The 17,616-nt window shown below is 45.9% G+C and carries 12 protein-coding genes; 6 read left to right on the forward strand and 6 right to left on the reverse strand.

The features are described 5' to 3' along the window. Positions 1 to 360 precede the first annotated feature (360 nt). Positions 361 to 1,092, forward strand: coding sequence for an FKBP-type peptidyl-prolyl cis-trans isomerase (locus tag CZ794_RS06415; RefSeq protein WP_087040824.1), 732 nt, complete (start codon positions 361 to 363; stop codon positions 1,090 to 1,092). Positions 1,093 to 1,327: 235 nt separating this feature from the next. Here CZ794_RS06415 and argA read toward each other — a convergent pair whose 3' ends face one another. Beyond that, on the reverse strand, positions 1,328 to 2,650 hold the full coding sequence (argA, locus tag CZ794_RS06420) for an amino-acid N-acetyltransferase (RefSeq protein WP_087040825.1): 1,323 nt from the start codon (positions 2,648 to 2,650) through the stop codon (positions 1,328 to 1,330). Between the two features lie 340 nt (positions 2,651 to 2,990). Here argA and CZ794_RS06425 point away from each other — a divergent pair, with 340 nt between their 5' ends. Continuing rightward, positions 2,991 to 3,578: a hypothetical protein gene (locus CZ794_RS06425; protein ID WP_087040826.1), complete on the forward strand. Its 588-nt coding sequence runs from the start codon at positions 2,991 to 2,993 to the stop codon at positions 3,576 to 3,578. A 133-nt stretch (positions 3,579 to 3,711) separates the two neighbouring features. Here the strand turns inward: CZ794_RS06425 and CZ794_RS06430 are convergent, their stop codons facing one another. Next, entirely contained in the window at positions 3,712 to 4,707 is a 996-nt protein-coding gene (locus tag CZ794_RS06430) for a patatin-like phospholipase family protein (protein WP_256958898.1), read from the reverse strand. 246 nt (positions 4,708 to 4,953) lie between these two features. Between CZ794_RS06430 and recG the strand changes: the two genes are divergently transcribed. From recG to CZ794_RS06450, 4 genes are all read left to right on the forward strand, one after another. Continuing rightward, entirely contained in the window at positions 4,954 to 7,287 is a 2,334-nt protein-coding gene (gene recG / locus CZ794_RS06435) for an ATP-dependent DNA helicase RecG (protein WP_087040827.1), read from the forward strand. A gap of 219 nt (positions 7,288 to 7,506) precedes the next feature. Continuing rightward, positions 7,507 to 8,829 carry an efflux RND transporter periplasmic adaptor subunit gene (locus CZ794_RS06440; RefSeq protein ID WP_087040828.1) on the forward strand — a complete coding sequence of 441 codons (1,323 nt, stop codon included), beginning with the start codon at positions 7,507 to 7,509 and terminating at the stop codon, positions 8,827 to 8,829. After that, the gene (locus tag CZ794_RS06445) at positions 8,826 to 11,924 is read left to right on the forward strand and encodes an efflux RND transporter permease subunit (RefSeq protein ID WP_087040829.1); all 3,099 of its coding nucleotides are present in this window, start codon (positions 8,826 to 8,828) and stop codon (positions 11,922 to 11,924) included. Before CZ794_RS06440 ends, CZ794_RS06445 begins: the two co-directional genes overlap by 4 nt. 167 nt (positions 11,925 to 12,091) lie before the next feature. Next, positions 12,092 to 12,706, forward strand: coding sequence for a YceI family protein (locus CZ794_RS06450; protein ID WP_087040830.1), 615 nt, complete (start codon positions 12,092 to 12,094; stop codon positions 12,704 to 12,706). A 134-nt stretch (positions 12,707 to 12,840) separates the two neighbouring features. Here the strand turns inward: CZ794_RS06450 and CZ794_RS06455 are convergent, their stop codons facing one another. The 4 genes from CZ794_RS06455 to CZ794_RS06470 form a co-directional block, all read right to left on the reverse strand. Next, entirely contained in the window at positions 12,841 to 13,845 is a 1,005-nt protein-coding gene (locus CZ794_RS06455; protein ID WP_087040831.1) for a spore coat U domain-containing protein, read from the reverse strand. Continuing rightward, positions 13,842 to 16,292, reverse strand: coding sequence for a fimbria/pilus outer membrane usher protein (locus tag CZ794_RS06460; protein ID WP_087040832.1), 2,451 nt, complete (start codon positions 16,290 to 16,292; stop codon positions 13,842 to 13,844). The genes CZ794_RS06455 and CZ794_RS06460 overlap by 4 nt, the downstream gene beginning before the upstream one ends. After that, positions 16,243 to 16,917 carry a molecular chaperone gene (locus CZ794_RS06465; protein WP_256958899.1) on the reverse strand — a complete coding sequence of 225 codons (675 nt, stop codon included), beginning with the start codon at positions 16,915 to 16,917 and terminating at the stop codon, positions 16,243 to 16,245. Before CZ794_RS06465 ends, CZ794_RS06460 begins: the two co-directional genes overlap by 50 nt. A gap of 92 nt (positions 16,918 to 17,009) precedes the next feature. After that, positions 17,010 to 17,552, reverse strand: coding sequence for a spore coat protein U domain-containing protein (locus tag CZ794_RS06470; protein WP_179207263.1), 543 nt, complete (start codon positions 17,550 to 17,552; stop codon positions 17,010 to 17,012). Between the last annotated feature and the right edge of the window lie 64 nt (positions 17,553 to 17,616).

Below are 17,616 nucleotides of genomic sequence, written 5' to 3' on the forward strand. Positions count from 1 at the left end.
ATTTTTTGAGTTAATTATGCAATGACATTATAATTTTTGAGGATTAAGCTTTATCAGAGAATATTGGTCTACCTTGTGTTAACCGCTTCACTACCAATACTTCAATAAATACGATAAAAGCTGACACTCGGTTACTTATCACTTTAACTAATTCAGCTTATCCGATGTATTAGTGGATTTAAAGATAGAAAGCTTAACGTGTTGCTGTATTTGTGTGATAACTTGTTATCGTAAGAAGAAATATTAACATAGACTGTACATTAGCCCGATAATTTTACGTCAAATATGGCCCCCAAAACGTAGATTTGATATGATGGCAAACAAATTAATAGACACCATTTTTATAACCCGAGAAATCTTATGAAAAAAATCACTACTCTAAGCGTTAGTGCCCTTGCCAGTGCAATGTTGTTGATTACTGGTTGTAGCACGAATAATGGCAATCAAGAAACCGCAGCAAAAAGCGTCTCAATCACCGAGCAAAGCCCAGCCACTGAAAAAGTTGGTTATAGCTTGGGTTATATGATGGCGGAAGGAAATAAAGAAGCGGTGCAAGACTTGAATCTTGATACGTTTGAGAAGGGGTTCCGTGACGGCTACGAAGGCAAAGACTCTGCATTGACGCAAGAACAAATGCAAGAAGTATTGACCACGTACCAAAAAGAGCAAGAAGAGAAGTTCGTGAAAGACATGGAAACCAAAGCAGCAGAAAACAAAACCAAAGGCGCTGCATTCTTAGCAGAAAATGGTAAAAAAGAGGGCGTGAAAACCACGGCTTCTGGCTTACAGTATAAAGTCATCAAAGCAGGTACAGGCAAGTCACCAAAAGCATCTGACGTGGTTGAAGTTAACTACGAAGGCAAACTGATTGATGGCACCGTATTCGATAGCTCTTATGAGCGCGGTGAGCCAATCGAGTTCCCATTAAATCAAGTCATCGCTGGCTGGACGGAAGGGTTACAGTTGATGAAAGAAGGCGGTAAATACGAGTTCTATATCCCAGCAGACATCGCTTATGGCGAAGCGGGTAACGCTGGTATCGAGCCTAACAGCACGCTTATCTTCACTGTTGAGCTATTAAAAGTAAAATAATACGCCAATCGGTATGTAGCAAACACAAAAAAGCCTTCATTGTTATGAAGGCTTTTTTATGACTATTATAGTTAGTTCAAAATAAAATCGATACGTTAATAGCAACGTGCTACTGGGTGAATTTTTCTTGCTTGCTGTTCGCGGGCGTGACAGAGGTTGCAAAAAATTTACCTCAGCAGCACTGTATTGGTTTTAGAGTAACTCGGCTATAAAATGTTTTACACACTGACATCAATTATAGATTCTTTTGGAATACTTTAGAGTTACGGCCATTATGGTACTTCTCTAGGCGCGCTGCGGGCAAAGCACTAGCATCCACTTCTTCAAAGCCTTGTTCAACGAACCAATGAGCAGTACGAGTGGTCAATACAAACAACTTATGCAGACCGTGACTGCGTGCTTGCTGCTCTAAAAATGCCAACAAATCGGCACCGCGACTGCCACTTCGATAATCAGGATGGACAGCGACACAGGCCACTTCTGCTGATGAAGCATCCAGCGGATGCAAAGCGGCACAGCCCAAAATCATACCGTCGCGTTCGATAACGCTATACTGATCGATCTCTTGTTCCAAACGCTCACGTGAGCGGCTGACCAAGATTCCTTGCTCCTCTAGCGGTGATAGTAGCTCGATAAGACCAACCACATCATCAATATCTGCCCGACGAATCTCTTCGTAAGGATCATGACTGATCAAGGTACCAGAGCCATCACGTGTGAATAACTCTTCTAGTAGTGCGCCATCTTTAGCGTAGGAGATGATGTGCGTACGGTGCACGCCTTGACGACACGCCAAGCTGGCACAATTTAGGAAATAATTGATTTCGCAGTTTAGGTCACGATCGCGTAAAAAACGATCGACTTCGTTTGGAATCATCTCACGTAGCAAACGATTATTATCATTGATACCTGTGTCTTCACCTAAAAATATCAACTTATCTGCACCAAGTGCCACAGCAGCACTGAGAGCCACATCCTCAGCCAATAAGTTAAAGACCTCGCCAGTTGCTGAATAGCCCATTGATCCTAAAATAACAATATGGTCATGCAGCAAATTATTTTTAATGGCTTCAACATCGATTGAACGTACTTCGCCTGTCATCTGATAGTCAACACCATCACGAATACCATAAGGACGAGCGGTCACAAAATTACCTGAAATGGCATCAATGCGTGAGCCATACATGGGCGAATTGGCCAGTCCCATCGACAGCTGGGCTTCGATCTGCAAACGAATCGCCCCAACGGCTTGTAAGATAGCAGGCATTGCGACTCTTGGAGTAATACGAATATCTTGATGTAATGGAGAGGCGATACCCGTCCCATCTAAGTTATTCTCGATTTGCGGTCGTGCCCCATGTACTAAGACAAGCTTGATACCTAAGCTGTGCAATAAAGCAAAGTCATGGATAAGGGTACTAAAATTGGGATGATTGACCGCCTCTCCGCCAAACATAATCACGAACGTTTTGCCGCGATGTGTGTTGATATAAGGGGCAGAGTTACGGAACCAATGGACGTATTCAGGGTTAATTTGTGGCATAGCACTAGTAGTCATAGTAGAGGCAATAGTTGTTTGAATAAAGAAAAGGCGTGGCAAAAAAATGCCAATCGCTAAAGATTTACCATAGCAAAAAACGCCGTTATGAGCTATCTTTTATTTCAGTCGTATTCATCAATCTGCATCGCTGATAGACTATATACACAACCGCTACACGGGGTTAGTGTACGTACAAACGCTTTTTGCTATGCTAAACACTATTATTTTGCCGATACTGACCAAACCACAGATCTTTACAGCGACAATGAGGTCTCTACACGGTCCAAAATATATTAAAAGCGATTCAAGCTTCACCAGCCGCGTTTTACCGATATATTAACTAGGGATAATGAAAACCATGAAAAAAAGTAACCAATTTGCTAGTCCATTTAGTGCTTGGAGCGGACATCGCTTGTTTCACGTTGTAGCTGGTACCCTTATCGGTGCAATGGTAGTGACGCAAGCGTCGGCAATGTTACCAACGCCAGAGCAAGCTGTTGATGGTTCGGTTGCCATGCAATCAGCGGCCAATACGAACAATCGCTCAAGTGCGCAAGCTGTCAATAGTAAGATTACAGCCTCATTGATCAGCACCGATGCAAATGGTCAAGAAGTCTTGGTTCCTGTTAATGCCAGTACACGATTGCAGTCAGGTAATGTCTTGGAATATCAAGGATACTTTACCAACACCAATGCGGATCGAGTCCGCAAAATGACCGTAACGATGAGTATCCCTGAACAAGTAGAACTCCTGCAAACCGTGTCTCCTGATTTTCCTTATGGCAGTGCCGATGGCAATACCTTTGCTCGTATGCCGCTGCGTGGAAAAGTAGACAATCAATTGCAGGAAATTCCATTGAAGTATTATAAAGCGGTGCGCTGGGATCTCGAAGGCGTTGGTCTTAACGACACGGTCGTGGTGAAATATCGCGCACGCGTTAAATAAGTTAAGTATTGGATGTGAGGGCGCATTGTACTGTCATTAATACTGTACTTATTTGACTATAAAAAGCACCACAGTGGATCGCTGCGGTGCTTTTTAACGTCTGGGGTTTCTAGCAGCACTGTTAAGGTATAAATCAAAGAGTTGCGTATTTGCTGGCTGATTTTTGTTTGATAAGCTGTTTGATCGCAGAGATTTGTGGTGTAGTGGCTTGCATGCCCGCAGTGATAAGGGCACTACGTTGGCTGGTATCAATTGAGCTGATATGAGAAACCTGAGGAGTAATCACAATATCTGCACGATCACGCTCCTGACGCATGGATGAGCGGTGAGTATTATTCGGCTGTGTCGCGATACTATTTTCCATAAATCCCCAAACGCTGCTGAGGGAGTTTAACGTGGGCAGTTTGTTTGCATCAGACGTCTGTTTTTGCGTTTCAACGGTTGTCACATCAACTGCGATAATAATATCAGCGCCCAAATCACGCGCACTATCCACTGGCACTAAGCTTACGACACCGCCATCGATATATTTTTTGCCGACGGTTTCGGGAATACGAGGGGCGATAAAGATGTTGGGAATGCTACAGGACGCTTGTACAGCGAGACCTGCGTCCCCTGTGGTAAACACTGCTTTTTTTAAGGTGTGCTTTTCGGCAGCAACGGCGGCAAAACGAATGGGGAAGTTTTCAATGGTTTGCCCGCCCACCTTGGCATTGATAAAGTTTTTAAGTTTGATGCCTTCGACAAAACCTTGGTTGGATAAAACAAAATCGGTCAATTCGCTGTCAGGCGTGGTTATTGCCAAGCGTTCAAGCTGGGCGGGTGTATAGCCACTGGCATATAAGCTACCGACCAAACTGCCGACACTGGTACCGACGATGAGGGTGGGGGTAATGCCTTGCTCTTCTAATGCTTTAATGACACCAACGTGCGCAAAGCCTTTCGCACCGCCGCCACCCAATACCAAAGCAACCCTTGGTGTCTCTATGACCTTTGTCAAAGACGCAGAATCAGTCGTTGCAGGGTTTAGTGTGCTACAAGCACTCATAGGTAATGCCAACATTGACAGTATACTCAGACGTATTAGCGTTGCATGACGCTGGTAGTGACGATAGATGGGAGCAAACATAAAAAAGACCTTATATAATGGTCATAATGTAGAAAAGAAGGCATCAGTTATTGCTATGATATAAATGACTGATTTGTCTTTGAATATTTATGAAGCAGTATCACTAAATAGGTGACAATAAGCAATCATACCAACTTAAAAAATACGGCAAGCAGCATCACATTCGCTTAGCCCATGAATTACGGTAAGATGTATCTTATATAGAAAAACCTATTACCTTTATCCATCATATTGTTAGGATCGTCGATGCCTGTTAGTCACTCGTCCATTCATTCAGCAGACTATACTAGACCTGACTTGTCTGTCTCAGCGCTCGACATGCCAGTGACTGCGCTGGCAGGTGTTGGATCAAAAGTCGCCGAACAGTTGGCGCAATTGAACATCAAGCGCGTGTTTGATTTGCTACTGCATTTGCCTCGAGATTACGAGGATCGAAGCCGCTCGCTGTCCATTGCTGAGGTTGAGCATGGACAATCCGCATTAATCACGGGACGGGTCGTGCATGTTGATAATAAACGCAGCGGAATGACTGTCGTGATAGATGATGACACTGGTACACTCTCTTTGCGATTTTTTAAAGTGTATCCAGGTCTTGCCCAAACCATGAGTTTGGGGACGGGGCTACAGCTGTTTGGCGAAGTTAAGGTGAGCCGTTATGGTAAACAAATGAGCCATCCTGAATATCAAATCATGACGGACGGTATCGCTGTGACGAACACAGGTTTGCAGCCCATTTATCCCAGCGTCAAGGGCTTACATCAAAATAAACTGCGCACACTGATCAAACTGGCTTTACAAACCGTTCGCAGTCAAGGTTTGCCAATGACGTTATTGACGGCGGCAGATTTTTCGGTGGTTGCGGATTTGCCATTGGTGCCTTTTGAACCGACAAAGTCATTGGTGACAGAGACAGAGTACTCAGAAGATATCTTTTCTACCTTGGCACGTAGTGTGCCAGACCATAATATCCATAAAGCTTATTCTGCGGCTGATGCTGATCACCAAAGTGCCAATCCTGAAGCAGTTAAAGTAGCCAATAGCAATGTCTATAATTTGACGATATTTGAAGCGTTGGTATTACTGCACACGCCGCCCACTTACACGGATGCTCGTCAACAATATAAGCTGCTGGCTCAATTGAGTGCGCGTACACATGCAGCTTGTCAGCGTTTGATCATTGAAGAGTTGGCAGCCCATCAGCTCAGCTTACTATACCGTCGTCAGCAGTTGCATCAGCATAAAGCTCCTAAGTGTGCGACCAACAGCCCGCTTGCCGATGCGTTGTTTGGTGCATTGCCGTTTGAGCTAACAGGTGCACAAAAAAGAGTGATGAAAGATATCACTGCCGATATGGCGCTTTCAATCCCTATGCTTAGGTTGGTGCAAGGTGACGTGGGTGCGGGTAAGACGTTGGTTGCCGCAGGGGCAGCGGGCTATGCACTTGATAGTGGCTGGCAAGTAGCGGTGATGGCACCGACAGAGATTCTGGCAGAGCAGCATTTGATCAACTTTAAAAACTGGTTTGAGCCATTGGGCATTAAGGTGGGCTGGCTGGCTGGTAAGCAAACGGCAAAGCAGCGCCGTGAAGCATTAGAAGCGGTGAGCGACAACACGGTACAGGTGGTAGTCGGTACGCATGCGCTGTTTCAAGAGCAGGTACAGTTTGCCAAATTGGGCTTGGTCATTATTGATGAGCAGCATAGATTTGGCGTCGAGCAACGCATGGCCTTGACCAATAAAGGGGTTGCCAATAGCACACCGCATCAATTAATTATGACCGCCACGCCAATCCCGCGTACGCTGGCGATGAGTGTGTATGGTGATATGGACACCTCAATCATTGATGAGTTGCCACCTGGACGAACGCCTATTACGACGGTCACCATTGATCGCAATCGCCGTGACGATGTGATCGAGCGCATTGCCATTAACTGCGAAGCGGGCAGGCAGGCGTATTGGGTTTGTTCGCTAGTAGAAGAGTCTAGTGTGCTGGACGCGCAAGCTGCTGAAGCGACCTATGAGGATTTAAATGAGCGCCTAGATATTCGCATTGGACTAGTGCACGGCAAAATGAAGTCTGCTGAAAAACAAGCCATCATGCAAGCGTTTAAAGCGGGCAGTCTGGACTTACTGATTGCCACCACTGTCATCGAAGTGGGGGTCGATGTGCCCAATGCGTCGCTCATGGTTATCGAAAATGCGGAGCGTTTGGGATTGTCGCAATTGCACCAGTTGCGTGGTCGAGTGGGGCGCGGTTCGACCAAGAGCTATTGCGTGTTGCTATATCAAAAACCCTTGTCCGAGACGGGGACGGAGCGTTTAAATGTGCTGCGCGATAGCACAGATGGTTTTGTCATTGCGCAAAAAGACTTAGAGCTGCGTGGTCCGGGTGAGCTTTTGGGCAAACGTCAAACGGGTAATGTCGGATATTACTTGGCCGACCTCATCCGTGATGAGCAGCTATTTGCCATTGCCCAGCGCTTAGCCAAGCATTTGATTGCAGACCCCGCGCGTAAAGCCGATGTCAGTCAGCTTATTCATCGCTGGATGCCGGAGGCGAGTCGTTATACCAACGCGTGACATGAATGTGAGTAATCGCGTCGTCAGAAGAGAACGGCTATAACAACTGTCAATATTAGGAACATAAAACAAAATGCATCACTATAAAGTGATGGGTTAGTATGTATGGTTCTTAATAGCTTAATAGCATTACCACGATAACGGATGAATATGCGCTGCCTAGTGTGCCTACATTGACCCTTTTAGTTTTATTATTGCCTGTATTTATAGAGAGTGACCATGAGCGATCTTAACGAACCCAACAAGTCATCATCTGATTCTGAGCTACCACCATATCGTCAGTCTGACGCCAACACTTACAAGCCCTCTGCAAAAATGCCACTATGGTTATTGCCCGTATTGGCAGGAGTGCTTATTGTTGGTGTTTTACTTGGCAAGTATTGGGGTGGTAATGATAAAGCAGGTGCGGATGGGGTAGCAACCCCTGCCACTGAACAAAATGAGGGCGCAAACAATAGTGCTTCTGGTGAAGAGCCAGCTGTATTATCGGTAGAAACAGTGACGCCAAATCAAGACGATATTGGGGCGACCTTGAGTGCTGATGGAACGATCAATGCCAAAGACACAGCGAATGTCAGTGCCAAAGTAAATGGCGTTGCTATTGAGCGAATACTGGTTGAAGAAGGTGATCGCGTCAAAGTGGGTCAAGTATTGGCCATATTTGATACAGAGGCCATGCAGCAGCAAGTCTTACAGGCAGAAGCTGATGTGGCAGAAGCGCAAGCAACGCTTGCCAATGCTAGCGCTGATGCTGTCCGCGTTCTGCCACTGATAGATATCGATGCGATCAGCAAACAAGAAGCGGATCGTTATCGTACGGCTGAGGTAAAAGCTCGCGCTGCATTGCAGGCATCAAAAGCGCGTCTGAGCAATCAGCAATTGACATTAAAAAATGCCAATGTGGTTGCGCCTGTCAGTGGCGTTATCAGTGAAAAAATGGCTGAAGTTGGTATGGTCGCTGGTGGTGAGCCATTATTTACGATTATCAAAGGCGGCGTTTTGGAATGGCGCGCGGAGATTGATCCCAAGCTGGTCAGCGACATTGCTATCGGTACACCAGTACGTGTCAGTTTGCCAGGTGGTGATTCAGTCATGGGACAGGTGACGCGTATTGCCCCGACCGCCGCTGACAATCGTCAAATCACCATTTATGCCAGTTTGGCCAACAATACCAAAGCACGTGCAGGCATGTTCCAAACAGGAGAATTCCTATTGGGTAGTACCAGTACGCAAACCATACCGAACAGCGCCATCGTGAGTAATGATGGCTACGATTATGTGATGCTGGTGACCAACATAACGACGCAAAACGGTAAGACCATGGGTCGTATCAAGCAGCAGCGAGTGACGTTGGGCGAACGACTTGGAGACAATGTGGCGATCACAGAGCCGCTACCTAACGATAGCCAAGTTGTGAAGCAAGGTGGTAGTTTCTTAAACGATGGCGATTTGGTTCGTCTGATTACCGCTACGAATCCAGCCAACAATCAAGCGGATACCACCAATAACTCAACTGGCACAGCCACGCAGGCGCGCGTATGAGCTTAAACGTCTCCGCTTATTCGATTAAAAACCCTTTGGTTGCTATTTTGCTGTTTGTGCTGCTGACGTTGGGCGGCATCTATGGCTTTATGAAAATGAAGGTGCAGCAATTTCCAGATATTGACTTGCCAGCGGTCGTGGTCACCGTAACCTTGCCAGGTGCTGCTCCTTCGCAGCTGGAAAACGATATTGCAAAAAAGGTAGAAAATAAGCTCACCAGTATTGAAGGCGTCAAGCACATCAGAACGACGTTGCAAACGGGCGCGGCCACTATGGTGACTGAGTTTGTGTTAGAAAAAGATATTCAAGAAGCCGTGGATGATGTGCGGTCAGCGGTCGGAGAGGTACGTGGCGACCTGCCAGCAGCGGCTAATGACCCTATCATTACGAAAGTCTCGACCGCTGGGTTCCCTGTGGTGACTTACTCTGTCTCTGCCGAAAACATGAGTGTGGAGGACTTATCTTGGTTTGTGGACGATACCGTTACCAAACGTCTTTCGGATATTCCGGGTGTCAGTACGGTCGGCCGTATTGGCGGACTGCAACGCGAAATCACTGTTGCCGCTGATCCAATAACGCTCAGTGGTTTGAAGTTTTCGATTGCCCAATTGTCGGATCAAATAGCAGGTATTCAGCAAGACAGCTCAGGCGGTGAGGCCGAAGTGGGCAAAACCACTCAGACTATTCGAGTGCTTGGCGCGGTTGAACGTGCTAGTGAGCTGAATGATTTGCAAGTGGCCGTGCCGACAGGGGGTACGCAAGCGCTGGGTCGTATGGCACAAATCACAGATGGCGCTGCTGATCCAAGCTCTATTGCCAAGCTGGACGATAAAACAGTGGTAGCATTCAATATCACTCGATCACGAGGTGCCAGTGAGGTTGATGTGATGGCGCTGGTCGATGCAGAATTAGCAAAGCTTACAGCAGATGAAAGCAACATCACTATTGAAAAAGTCTACGATCGAGCGACGCCCATTTCTGAAGACTATGATGCATCGTTACGTATGCTGATTGAAGGTGGTCTATTAGCAGTCGTGGTGGTTTTTTTATTCTTACGCAATATTCGAGCCACCATCGTGGCCGCCGTTGCGTTGCCTTTGTCTGTCATACCTACTTTTTTAGGTATGTATTTGTTTGGCTTCAGTCTCAATATCATATCGCTACTGGCATTGTCATTGGTGATTGGCGTATTGGTTGATGATGCGATCGTCGAGGTTGAGAATATCATCCGCCACCTTCGTATGGGCAAGACGCCTTATGAAGCAGCGATGGAGGCCGCTGATGAAATTGGCTTAGCGGTCGTCGCTACTACCTTTACTCTGATTGCAGTGTTTTTGCCCACAGCCTTTATGGGCGGGATTGTGGGGCAGTTCTTTCGCCAGTTTGGCTGGACGGCAGCCTTATCAATTTTTGCATCACTAATGGTGGCACGTTTAATCACACCAATGATGGCCGCTTATATCCTGCGCCCAGAAAAAAAGCATATTGAAAAACAAAGCGCGCTGATGGGTTGGTATCTTAAAATAGTAGGGTGGACACTGCATCATCGTTGGATCACGATAGGCGCAACACTGATATTATTTGTGGCTTCTTTAACACTGGTGAAGTTATTGCCCACGTCTTTTATTCCTGATAATGATATCGATCAAACCCGTGTGGAGATTGAACTGACGCCTGATGTAGCGTTGGCAGATACTGAGCGAGTTGCTGCGCTAGCAAGCGAGCGTATTTTGGCGATGCCTGAAGTGACGCATATTTTTTCTTCCATTGGCGAAGCACAGGCCACGATGGACTCAAGCTCAAGTGGTGGCAGCAAAGCAGAGAATATCGCAGGATTAGATATTGTATTGGCGCCAAGAGCCGAGCGAGCATCTAAACAAGAGATTGAACGAAAAATTAGTCGTGTGTTGTCAGCAGTACCTGGTGCGCGCTTTACCGTTGGTCTATCAAGTGGCGGTGAGAGTGGTTATAACTTCTCTATGACCAGTACCAATCCGCAGTTACTTGAACAGACTGTTCAGCAAGTTATGTCGGAGATTCGAGCATTGCCTAGTGCAGGTTCAGTGACCAGTGACCGCAGTTTGCCGCGACAGGAGCTTACTGTTACGCCAGACAGGCTTGCAATGGCAGATAAGGGCGTGACCACGCAAGATATCGCAACGACATTACGGATCGCGACCGTTGGTGATTATGAACAGCGCTTGTCCAAACTCAATCTAGACACACGGCAGATTCCTATCGTTATTCGTCTGCCAGATGTTGCCAAGCAAAACGTCAGTCAATTAGAAGGGTTATACGTTCCTAGCGCTGCACCAGCAGGACAAGGTGTGCGTGTAGGCGAGGTCGCTGACCTTGATTTTGGTACAGGGCCTGCACAGATCAGCAGGCTTGATCGAGAGCGTGCGATTAGTATTACGGTTCAGCCGGCAAATGGCGAGCTTGGGGATTTGGTGCAAGCAGTCAAAGCGGTCCCTGCTATGCAGACATTGCCGTCATCGATTACGATTATTGATCAAGGTCAAGCAGAGAACATGGCGGAGCTATTTAATGGTTTTATCATCGCTATGTCGGTAGGGGTGGTTTGTATCTTAGGCGTCCTTATTTTGCTATTTGGCCGTATATTGCAACCATTTACTATTTTAATGGCGCTGCCTCTCTCGATTGGCGGTGCTTTTGTGGGCTTGGTTATTACTAATAGTAGTCTCTCAATGCCATCCATGATTGGTTTTATTATGCTGATGGGTATCGCAACCAAAAACTCTATCTTACTGGTCGATTATGCCCTGATTGCACAGCGTCGTGGTTTGGCACGTTTTGAGGCGATTGTCGATGCTTGTCGTAAACGTGCGCGTCCCATCATTATGACGACCATCGCGATGGGTGCAGGTATGTTGCCATTGGTATTTGGTTGGGGAGATGCTGACCCTACGTTTAGACGTCCGATGGCAGCAGCTGTGTTGGGCGGGCTTGTGACGTCTACCTTATTGAGTTTGGTCGTGATTCCAGTGGTTTATACCTTGATGGACGACCTATCAGGTTGGTTTGCCAAATGGCTTGTGCCAAGTGGAAAACCAAGTGCTACTACCGAAAAATAAGCTAGCTAGAGAAGCGAGAGTGTCAGTAATACTGGTTCAATTGTAATGACAGGACGATACTTATTCATGAAGTCTGATCGTGTCAGTGCTATATAATCAAATGGAGAGACTGACCATCACATAGGATGTGATTGACCCAAACTGTACTACCACAAAGGAATGTCATCATGTACCGATTTTTATCTTTAAGCACTATACGCTTTTATCATAAAGCGCTCACTGGTTTATTACTGAGCGCATGGGTGGTGGGTAGTAGTCATGCTGCTATCTATCATATAGATCCCACGCATACTAATGTACGCTTCGCGATCGACCACTTCAAAACCTCTACCAACACGGGTGGTTTTTATAACTTAACAGGTCAGTTGGAGTACGATCCAGTGGCCAATATAGGCAATGTCTCGCTTATCATTCCTTTGAACAGTTTGATGACAGGTGACAAAGCCTTTGATATAGCGCTTAAAAGTGCAGATTTTTTTGATATCGAAAAATTTCCAATGGCTCGTTTTGAGTCCACCAAGTGGCATTTTCAGATGGATAAAAATCGTCCAGCAGTCACCAAAGTAGACGGTATGCTCACGCTACATGGTCAGACCAATCCAGTGACTTTAACGGCCACAAAGTTTAACTGCTATTTCAGTTATATATTGAAAAAATCGGTGTGTGGCGGTGACTTTACAACCACTATTGATCGGACAAAATGGGGAATCAGTAAATATACCTTACTAGGTATCACTGAAAAGGTTGATTTGACCATTCAGATTGAAGCAGCAAAGCAGTAACTGTTAAGCTCACTCATATTGATCAATATGTACAACATAAAAAAGCCGACACTTATTGCCTGAGTCTCGGCTTTTTTAGCACATGATAGTGCATTACTTTCTAAACGAATATTTCAATATCAGCAACAAGCCGACTAGTAATTTACATTAACGGTCACTGTGTCAGAGTAGCTGGCAGGTTTAACATCAGCGTTTGGAACAGTCACGTAGACGGTATGCAGTTGCACAGTACCACTGCCTGTACCAAGGAGTCCATTGGTTAACGTATCATAGGTGTTGCCGTTATTACCCCATATAGTGTCCGTCGGGTTTGAAAATAATTGATAGGGAAGTTGATGGGTTCCACTTTCGGTATCAATCATAACACCTTGACCATTTATATTGCCATTAGAGGGCGCTAATCCAATATTGTAAGGCGAGCCATTGGTACAGGTCATATCAATTGCGCTGTTGTTGCTACCTGTAAAACTGGTTGCGCTTGCTGGATGGCTACCAAGAATAATATTAGAGGTAGCGTTAATCTTACACGCATTAACAACAGTAGCCTGTACTTTAAATGGGAACTGACTTTGTTGATAAGATTCCGTTTCGCATCCAATTGGCGTTGAATCGGCGGTGGATTGATATGTTAGTATTGTGTGATTACCGCTAAAATCATTACTATAAACGCCCTGCATGGCTAATGTATTGCCAAAGCCTGGCAACAAAGCGAACTTAATAACGAGGCTGTCGGTAAACGTGGCATTGGAAGCAATAAAAAAGGGCGGCGGCTGGTAAACAGAGTCATTATCCTCTCCCCAGAACGAACCATCTGGCAATGTCATAGCAAAAGCCAGCTTAGCATTATTGGATGCAGTCAAATAGCGTGGGTTCAGAGAAGTACCATTGTCATTATTACCAACCCCAAGGCAGACCGAAACATATTTACTCGATTCGGTATTGTTAGTGCAGCTGTAGTTTAAAGTGGCAGTAATTTGGGCATCGTTGGCATTGACTGGAGTAATAGTATTACTGATATTGACAGTATTCGTACTCATGCTTGCTGTGCAAGTAGTGTCAGCCTGTGCATTATTTATCGACAACCACAATATGACTGGTATTACCAAGAAGCTGTAACGCCATTGAAAAATATTTATCATGGTTGTTCCTTTTGACAAATGAAAGGACCAATGAGAGGGATCTCATCACCTTGCTTGAAATAATCGAATCCAACAGTGCAAATCTCACCAGAGGGCGTCGTCACCTCAAGTACATTGTGCTCATCGAGCGTGTCGAGATATACCTCGCCATCAAAACCAATAACAGTCGAGGGTACTTCTGTGTTGGTCATCAACCGTACTTGGCTGCCAAGAGGCAGTGGTTGGTTACTACTGTCTGTTAGAAGCACAGAGGCTGCGCGCACTGGCGTGATGCCAAAAGTAACGAATATACCTGCGCGATCTGTAGGTGTGGCATCGATACTCACCTTATCGATACGTAAATCAGCAGGCAGCTCTAAGGGGTTAATACCGATTTTATTGTCTTGGTAAGCATTCAGTGGTGATACCAATAATAAGCCGCGGCTATTGGTCGTACCAATAGGACTGTTTTGCAATAATACTGGCACATTGGCAATGCCTCCTGTTGAGATGACAGCAAAGCCGTTGTTGATTTGACGCGCCGCAAACAGACCACCGCCCATTTTAACCAGCGCACCGCTAGCACTCGCATAGCTTGCACGGTTGTTGGCATTGCTACTGATACCTGCTTGTACTCGGCCATAACGCCCAAGGTAACTTAACTCTGCAAGACCACCTGTACTGTCGTCTCTATCAGCACTCTCTTCTAGACGGTGCTGCGCTTGTGCTCGCCAGCCAAAGCCACTTGCACTTGGCGCAGGCCGTGATATATCAGTTGCAAAGACAGTGCTGTCATCGGTGTACTGCACACTATTATTCAGTGAGATATTACGATCTAGGGAAAAAGAGGCGCTCAAAAAAGCGCTGTTATTATTGGAATCATTGACATCGTGATTATAATTGGCGTTTAAGCTGAGTCGTCGACCAAATGACTTCGACCAATAGGCACTGGCAAATTGTGTGGTCTCGCGCTCAACTTGTGCTACTTGGTTATAACTGACACCAAAACGTCCTAAAGATTGCGTACTATAACCCGCTGAGACTTGCTCACTTCGGCGAGCAGGGGCAGAGCCGTATTGCGTACCCACATCGCGGTAATTGCCGTTAGTACCGGTAGCTCCGAGACCAATATTGAAACGACTATTATTCCATGAATAATTTGCACTGTATTGCAATCCGCTTTGGCTCCGATTTTCGCTGCCTGCTAATGAGACAAACAATATACCGCCTGACCTACCAAGTAACCACGTACCACCAACCCCTGCATTACTGAGACCACTGGTCACTTCGGCATGTGTTTCTGCGGTAAAGCGGTTATTCACGCCATAACGCCATGTGCCACTTGCTGCCACATCATCACTGTAATCAAAAGAATGAATGCCATAGTTCTCACGCACAGCACCAATCTCCACCGACCAGTCAGAAAGCCCAGGTTGCAACAAGCGATGTGCATCATATAAAGAGAAATTCAGTGTTGTAGATTGTCCTAGTGCGTCAGTTACGACTAGCTGAGCAGTACCTGCACCGCTAAAGCTAGGAGCGGTATTGAGCTCAAATGGACCAGCAGGTACGTCACCACTGTATTGTTTTAGACCATTTACATAGAGTTCTACTGCTGATGGCAATGTGGCTTCACCAAAAAATAAAGGCAATGGCGTGGTTGAGCGGTAGGGTTGAAGATCAAAATTGGTACCGATTTGAAGTCCACCCAAACGCGTCGATCGTGTCCATGATAGCGCGCCTGTAAGAATATCACCTGCACGGACGGTAATGAGTTTGTCCGGAAAAGACTGGCTCCAATTGGTATCTAGACGAACGCTTCGATTATTCCAATTATTATCACTACTGCCTGACGCATGATTGGCGGTTGTAAGTGCCGTCGAGCTGAGCACACCGTGCTTGTTAAAAGCACGTATTTCAGTATAAGCGCTAAGACTTTTGGCACTATTTTCAGTTTGCGTGCCATAGACATTATAATTGAGTAATATGCCAGGAGAAGCAGTGGCCTGCGGACGCTTGTTGGTGCGTGTACTGCGGACGGTAGTGTCCAAATTGAGCATGGCTAAAGGTGCGACAAGTTTGAGTGTTTGCTGGCGAGCATTATAGTCAATTTTTAGATTAGGTAAACTATTGAGCGCTATAATGTCGGTTGCATCGGAGGGAATGATAAAGCCAAGTTTTTGCAAAATTTTGGTACTTGCCCAAAGCTTGTCGTCACGGTAGTAAAAATGCGTCAAACCTACACTGGCACCATTTAGCGTGACCTCTAGATAGAGATCTAGTCCAGCTTCATCATCAGAGCGGTAGCTGTCTAGGTTAAGTTGGGAGAGTTCAGTATTGTCAGTCTCTATAGCAGCAATGTCATTTGATTCTACAGCGTGGCTAGCAGATACTGCCACGCATTGTAGAAATATTGCATTAACGAGTGGACGTATCCATCGTGACGTCTGGCGTTGTCTGAGTACCATTCATCATAACCTTGAATTTACCACCCGATGTCAGGACAGAAGACGGTATATTCAGCGTCCAATTCATAGTGGCACCAGGTAGTACATACCCTAGCAGCCCTGGATTAATAACCGTACTATTACCTGCTGTATCCACAAAGCTTAGACCAGCCAATTGAGCACGGCCGTTGCCACGATTACTTACACGAAGCTTTATCTCTTTGCCATCAGGTTGCAGATGAGTACTCCACTGCAATTGTGGACTGGTCTTCGTGACGCCAACAGGCTGCACAAAGACGGGCAGAGAGTAGCTTAGCGCAAATTGTAACCCTGTCGTTTGTTTATCAGACTTGATGGGTAGCTCGTTCACCAAGACACGATAAGCATCCTCGACAGCGTCTGCCCCTTGTGGTGGTGCTTTGGCACGGATAATTCGGATCAGTTGTTTTTCACCCGGACTTATCTCAATCATCGGCGGGCTGGCGAGCAGTCCTCGAGAGGGTGTCAACTGATCGCCTTGATCGTCTTGTGACCACTGATATACACGCACTTGCGCACGTACCTTATCGTTGCCGGAGTTACTAAGGGTCAGGCCACTGGCATTCTCGCGGGCTTGTAAGCTTAAAGAGATAGGGGATACCTGCAAGCCACTTGCTATTGTCAAACTAGATGACAATAGCAAGCTTGAGGCTAACAAGGATTTTACGATATAGCGTAGGCAGAGATTTAGCATGGGTATTAGTAGATAACGGAAGCAACAATAGTATCTGTATATGTATCCTGCTTCACGTCAGTGCTACCTGTGATTGTGGCATATACAGAGTGAGTAAGAGGTGTAGTCACACCTTTACCTGTACCAGCAATGCCATTACCTTCGGCATCAGCACCAAGAGCGCCAGTATTCCCCCAAACTGTACCATCCGCATCAGAATTTAACTGATAAGTAATGGTGTCGCCTAATGTTCCAGTCATAAGACCTTCACCAGTCGTACTAGTGGAGTTACCTTTAGACGATAGATTAATAACGTAAGGTGCATCATTAGAACACTTCACTGAAATATCTCCAGCAGATTTTTTATTAGCAATATCGGTGCCTAAGGTGCCAGCAGCAACATCTGTAAAACTGATAGCAGCAGCAGAAGCATTTACCTCGCAAACAGAAGTAATTGTCGTCGTAATAGTAAACTCAGATTCCTTCTTACCAGATGCATTCGCAGAAATAGCGGCAAATCCGCCAATAGTTAGTAAGGCAGCCGTCATTAGGGTTTTATTAAATTGCATGGTAACTCTCCAGTGGGTGTTCAGTGTGTTTAGACGATGCATAAGAACAATTCAAGTGAGGATC

Origin of the sequence: Psychrobacter sp. JB385 (assembly GCF_900163785.1) — a bacterium.
In the GTDB taxonomy this organism is placed as follows: Bacteria; Pseudomonadota; Gammaproteobacteria; order Pseudomonadales; family Moraxellaceae; genus Psychrobacter.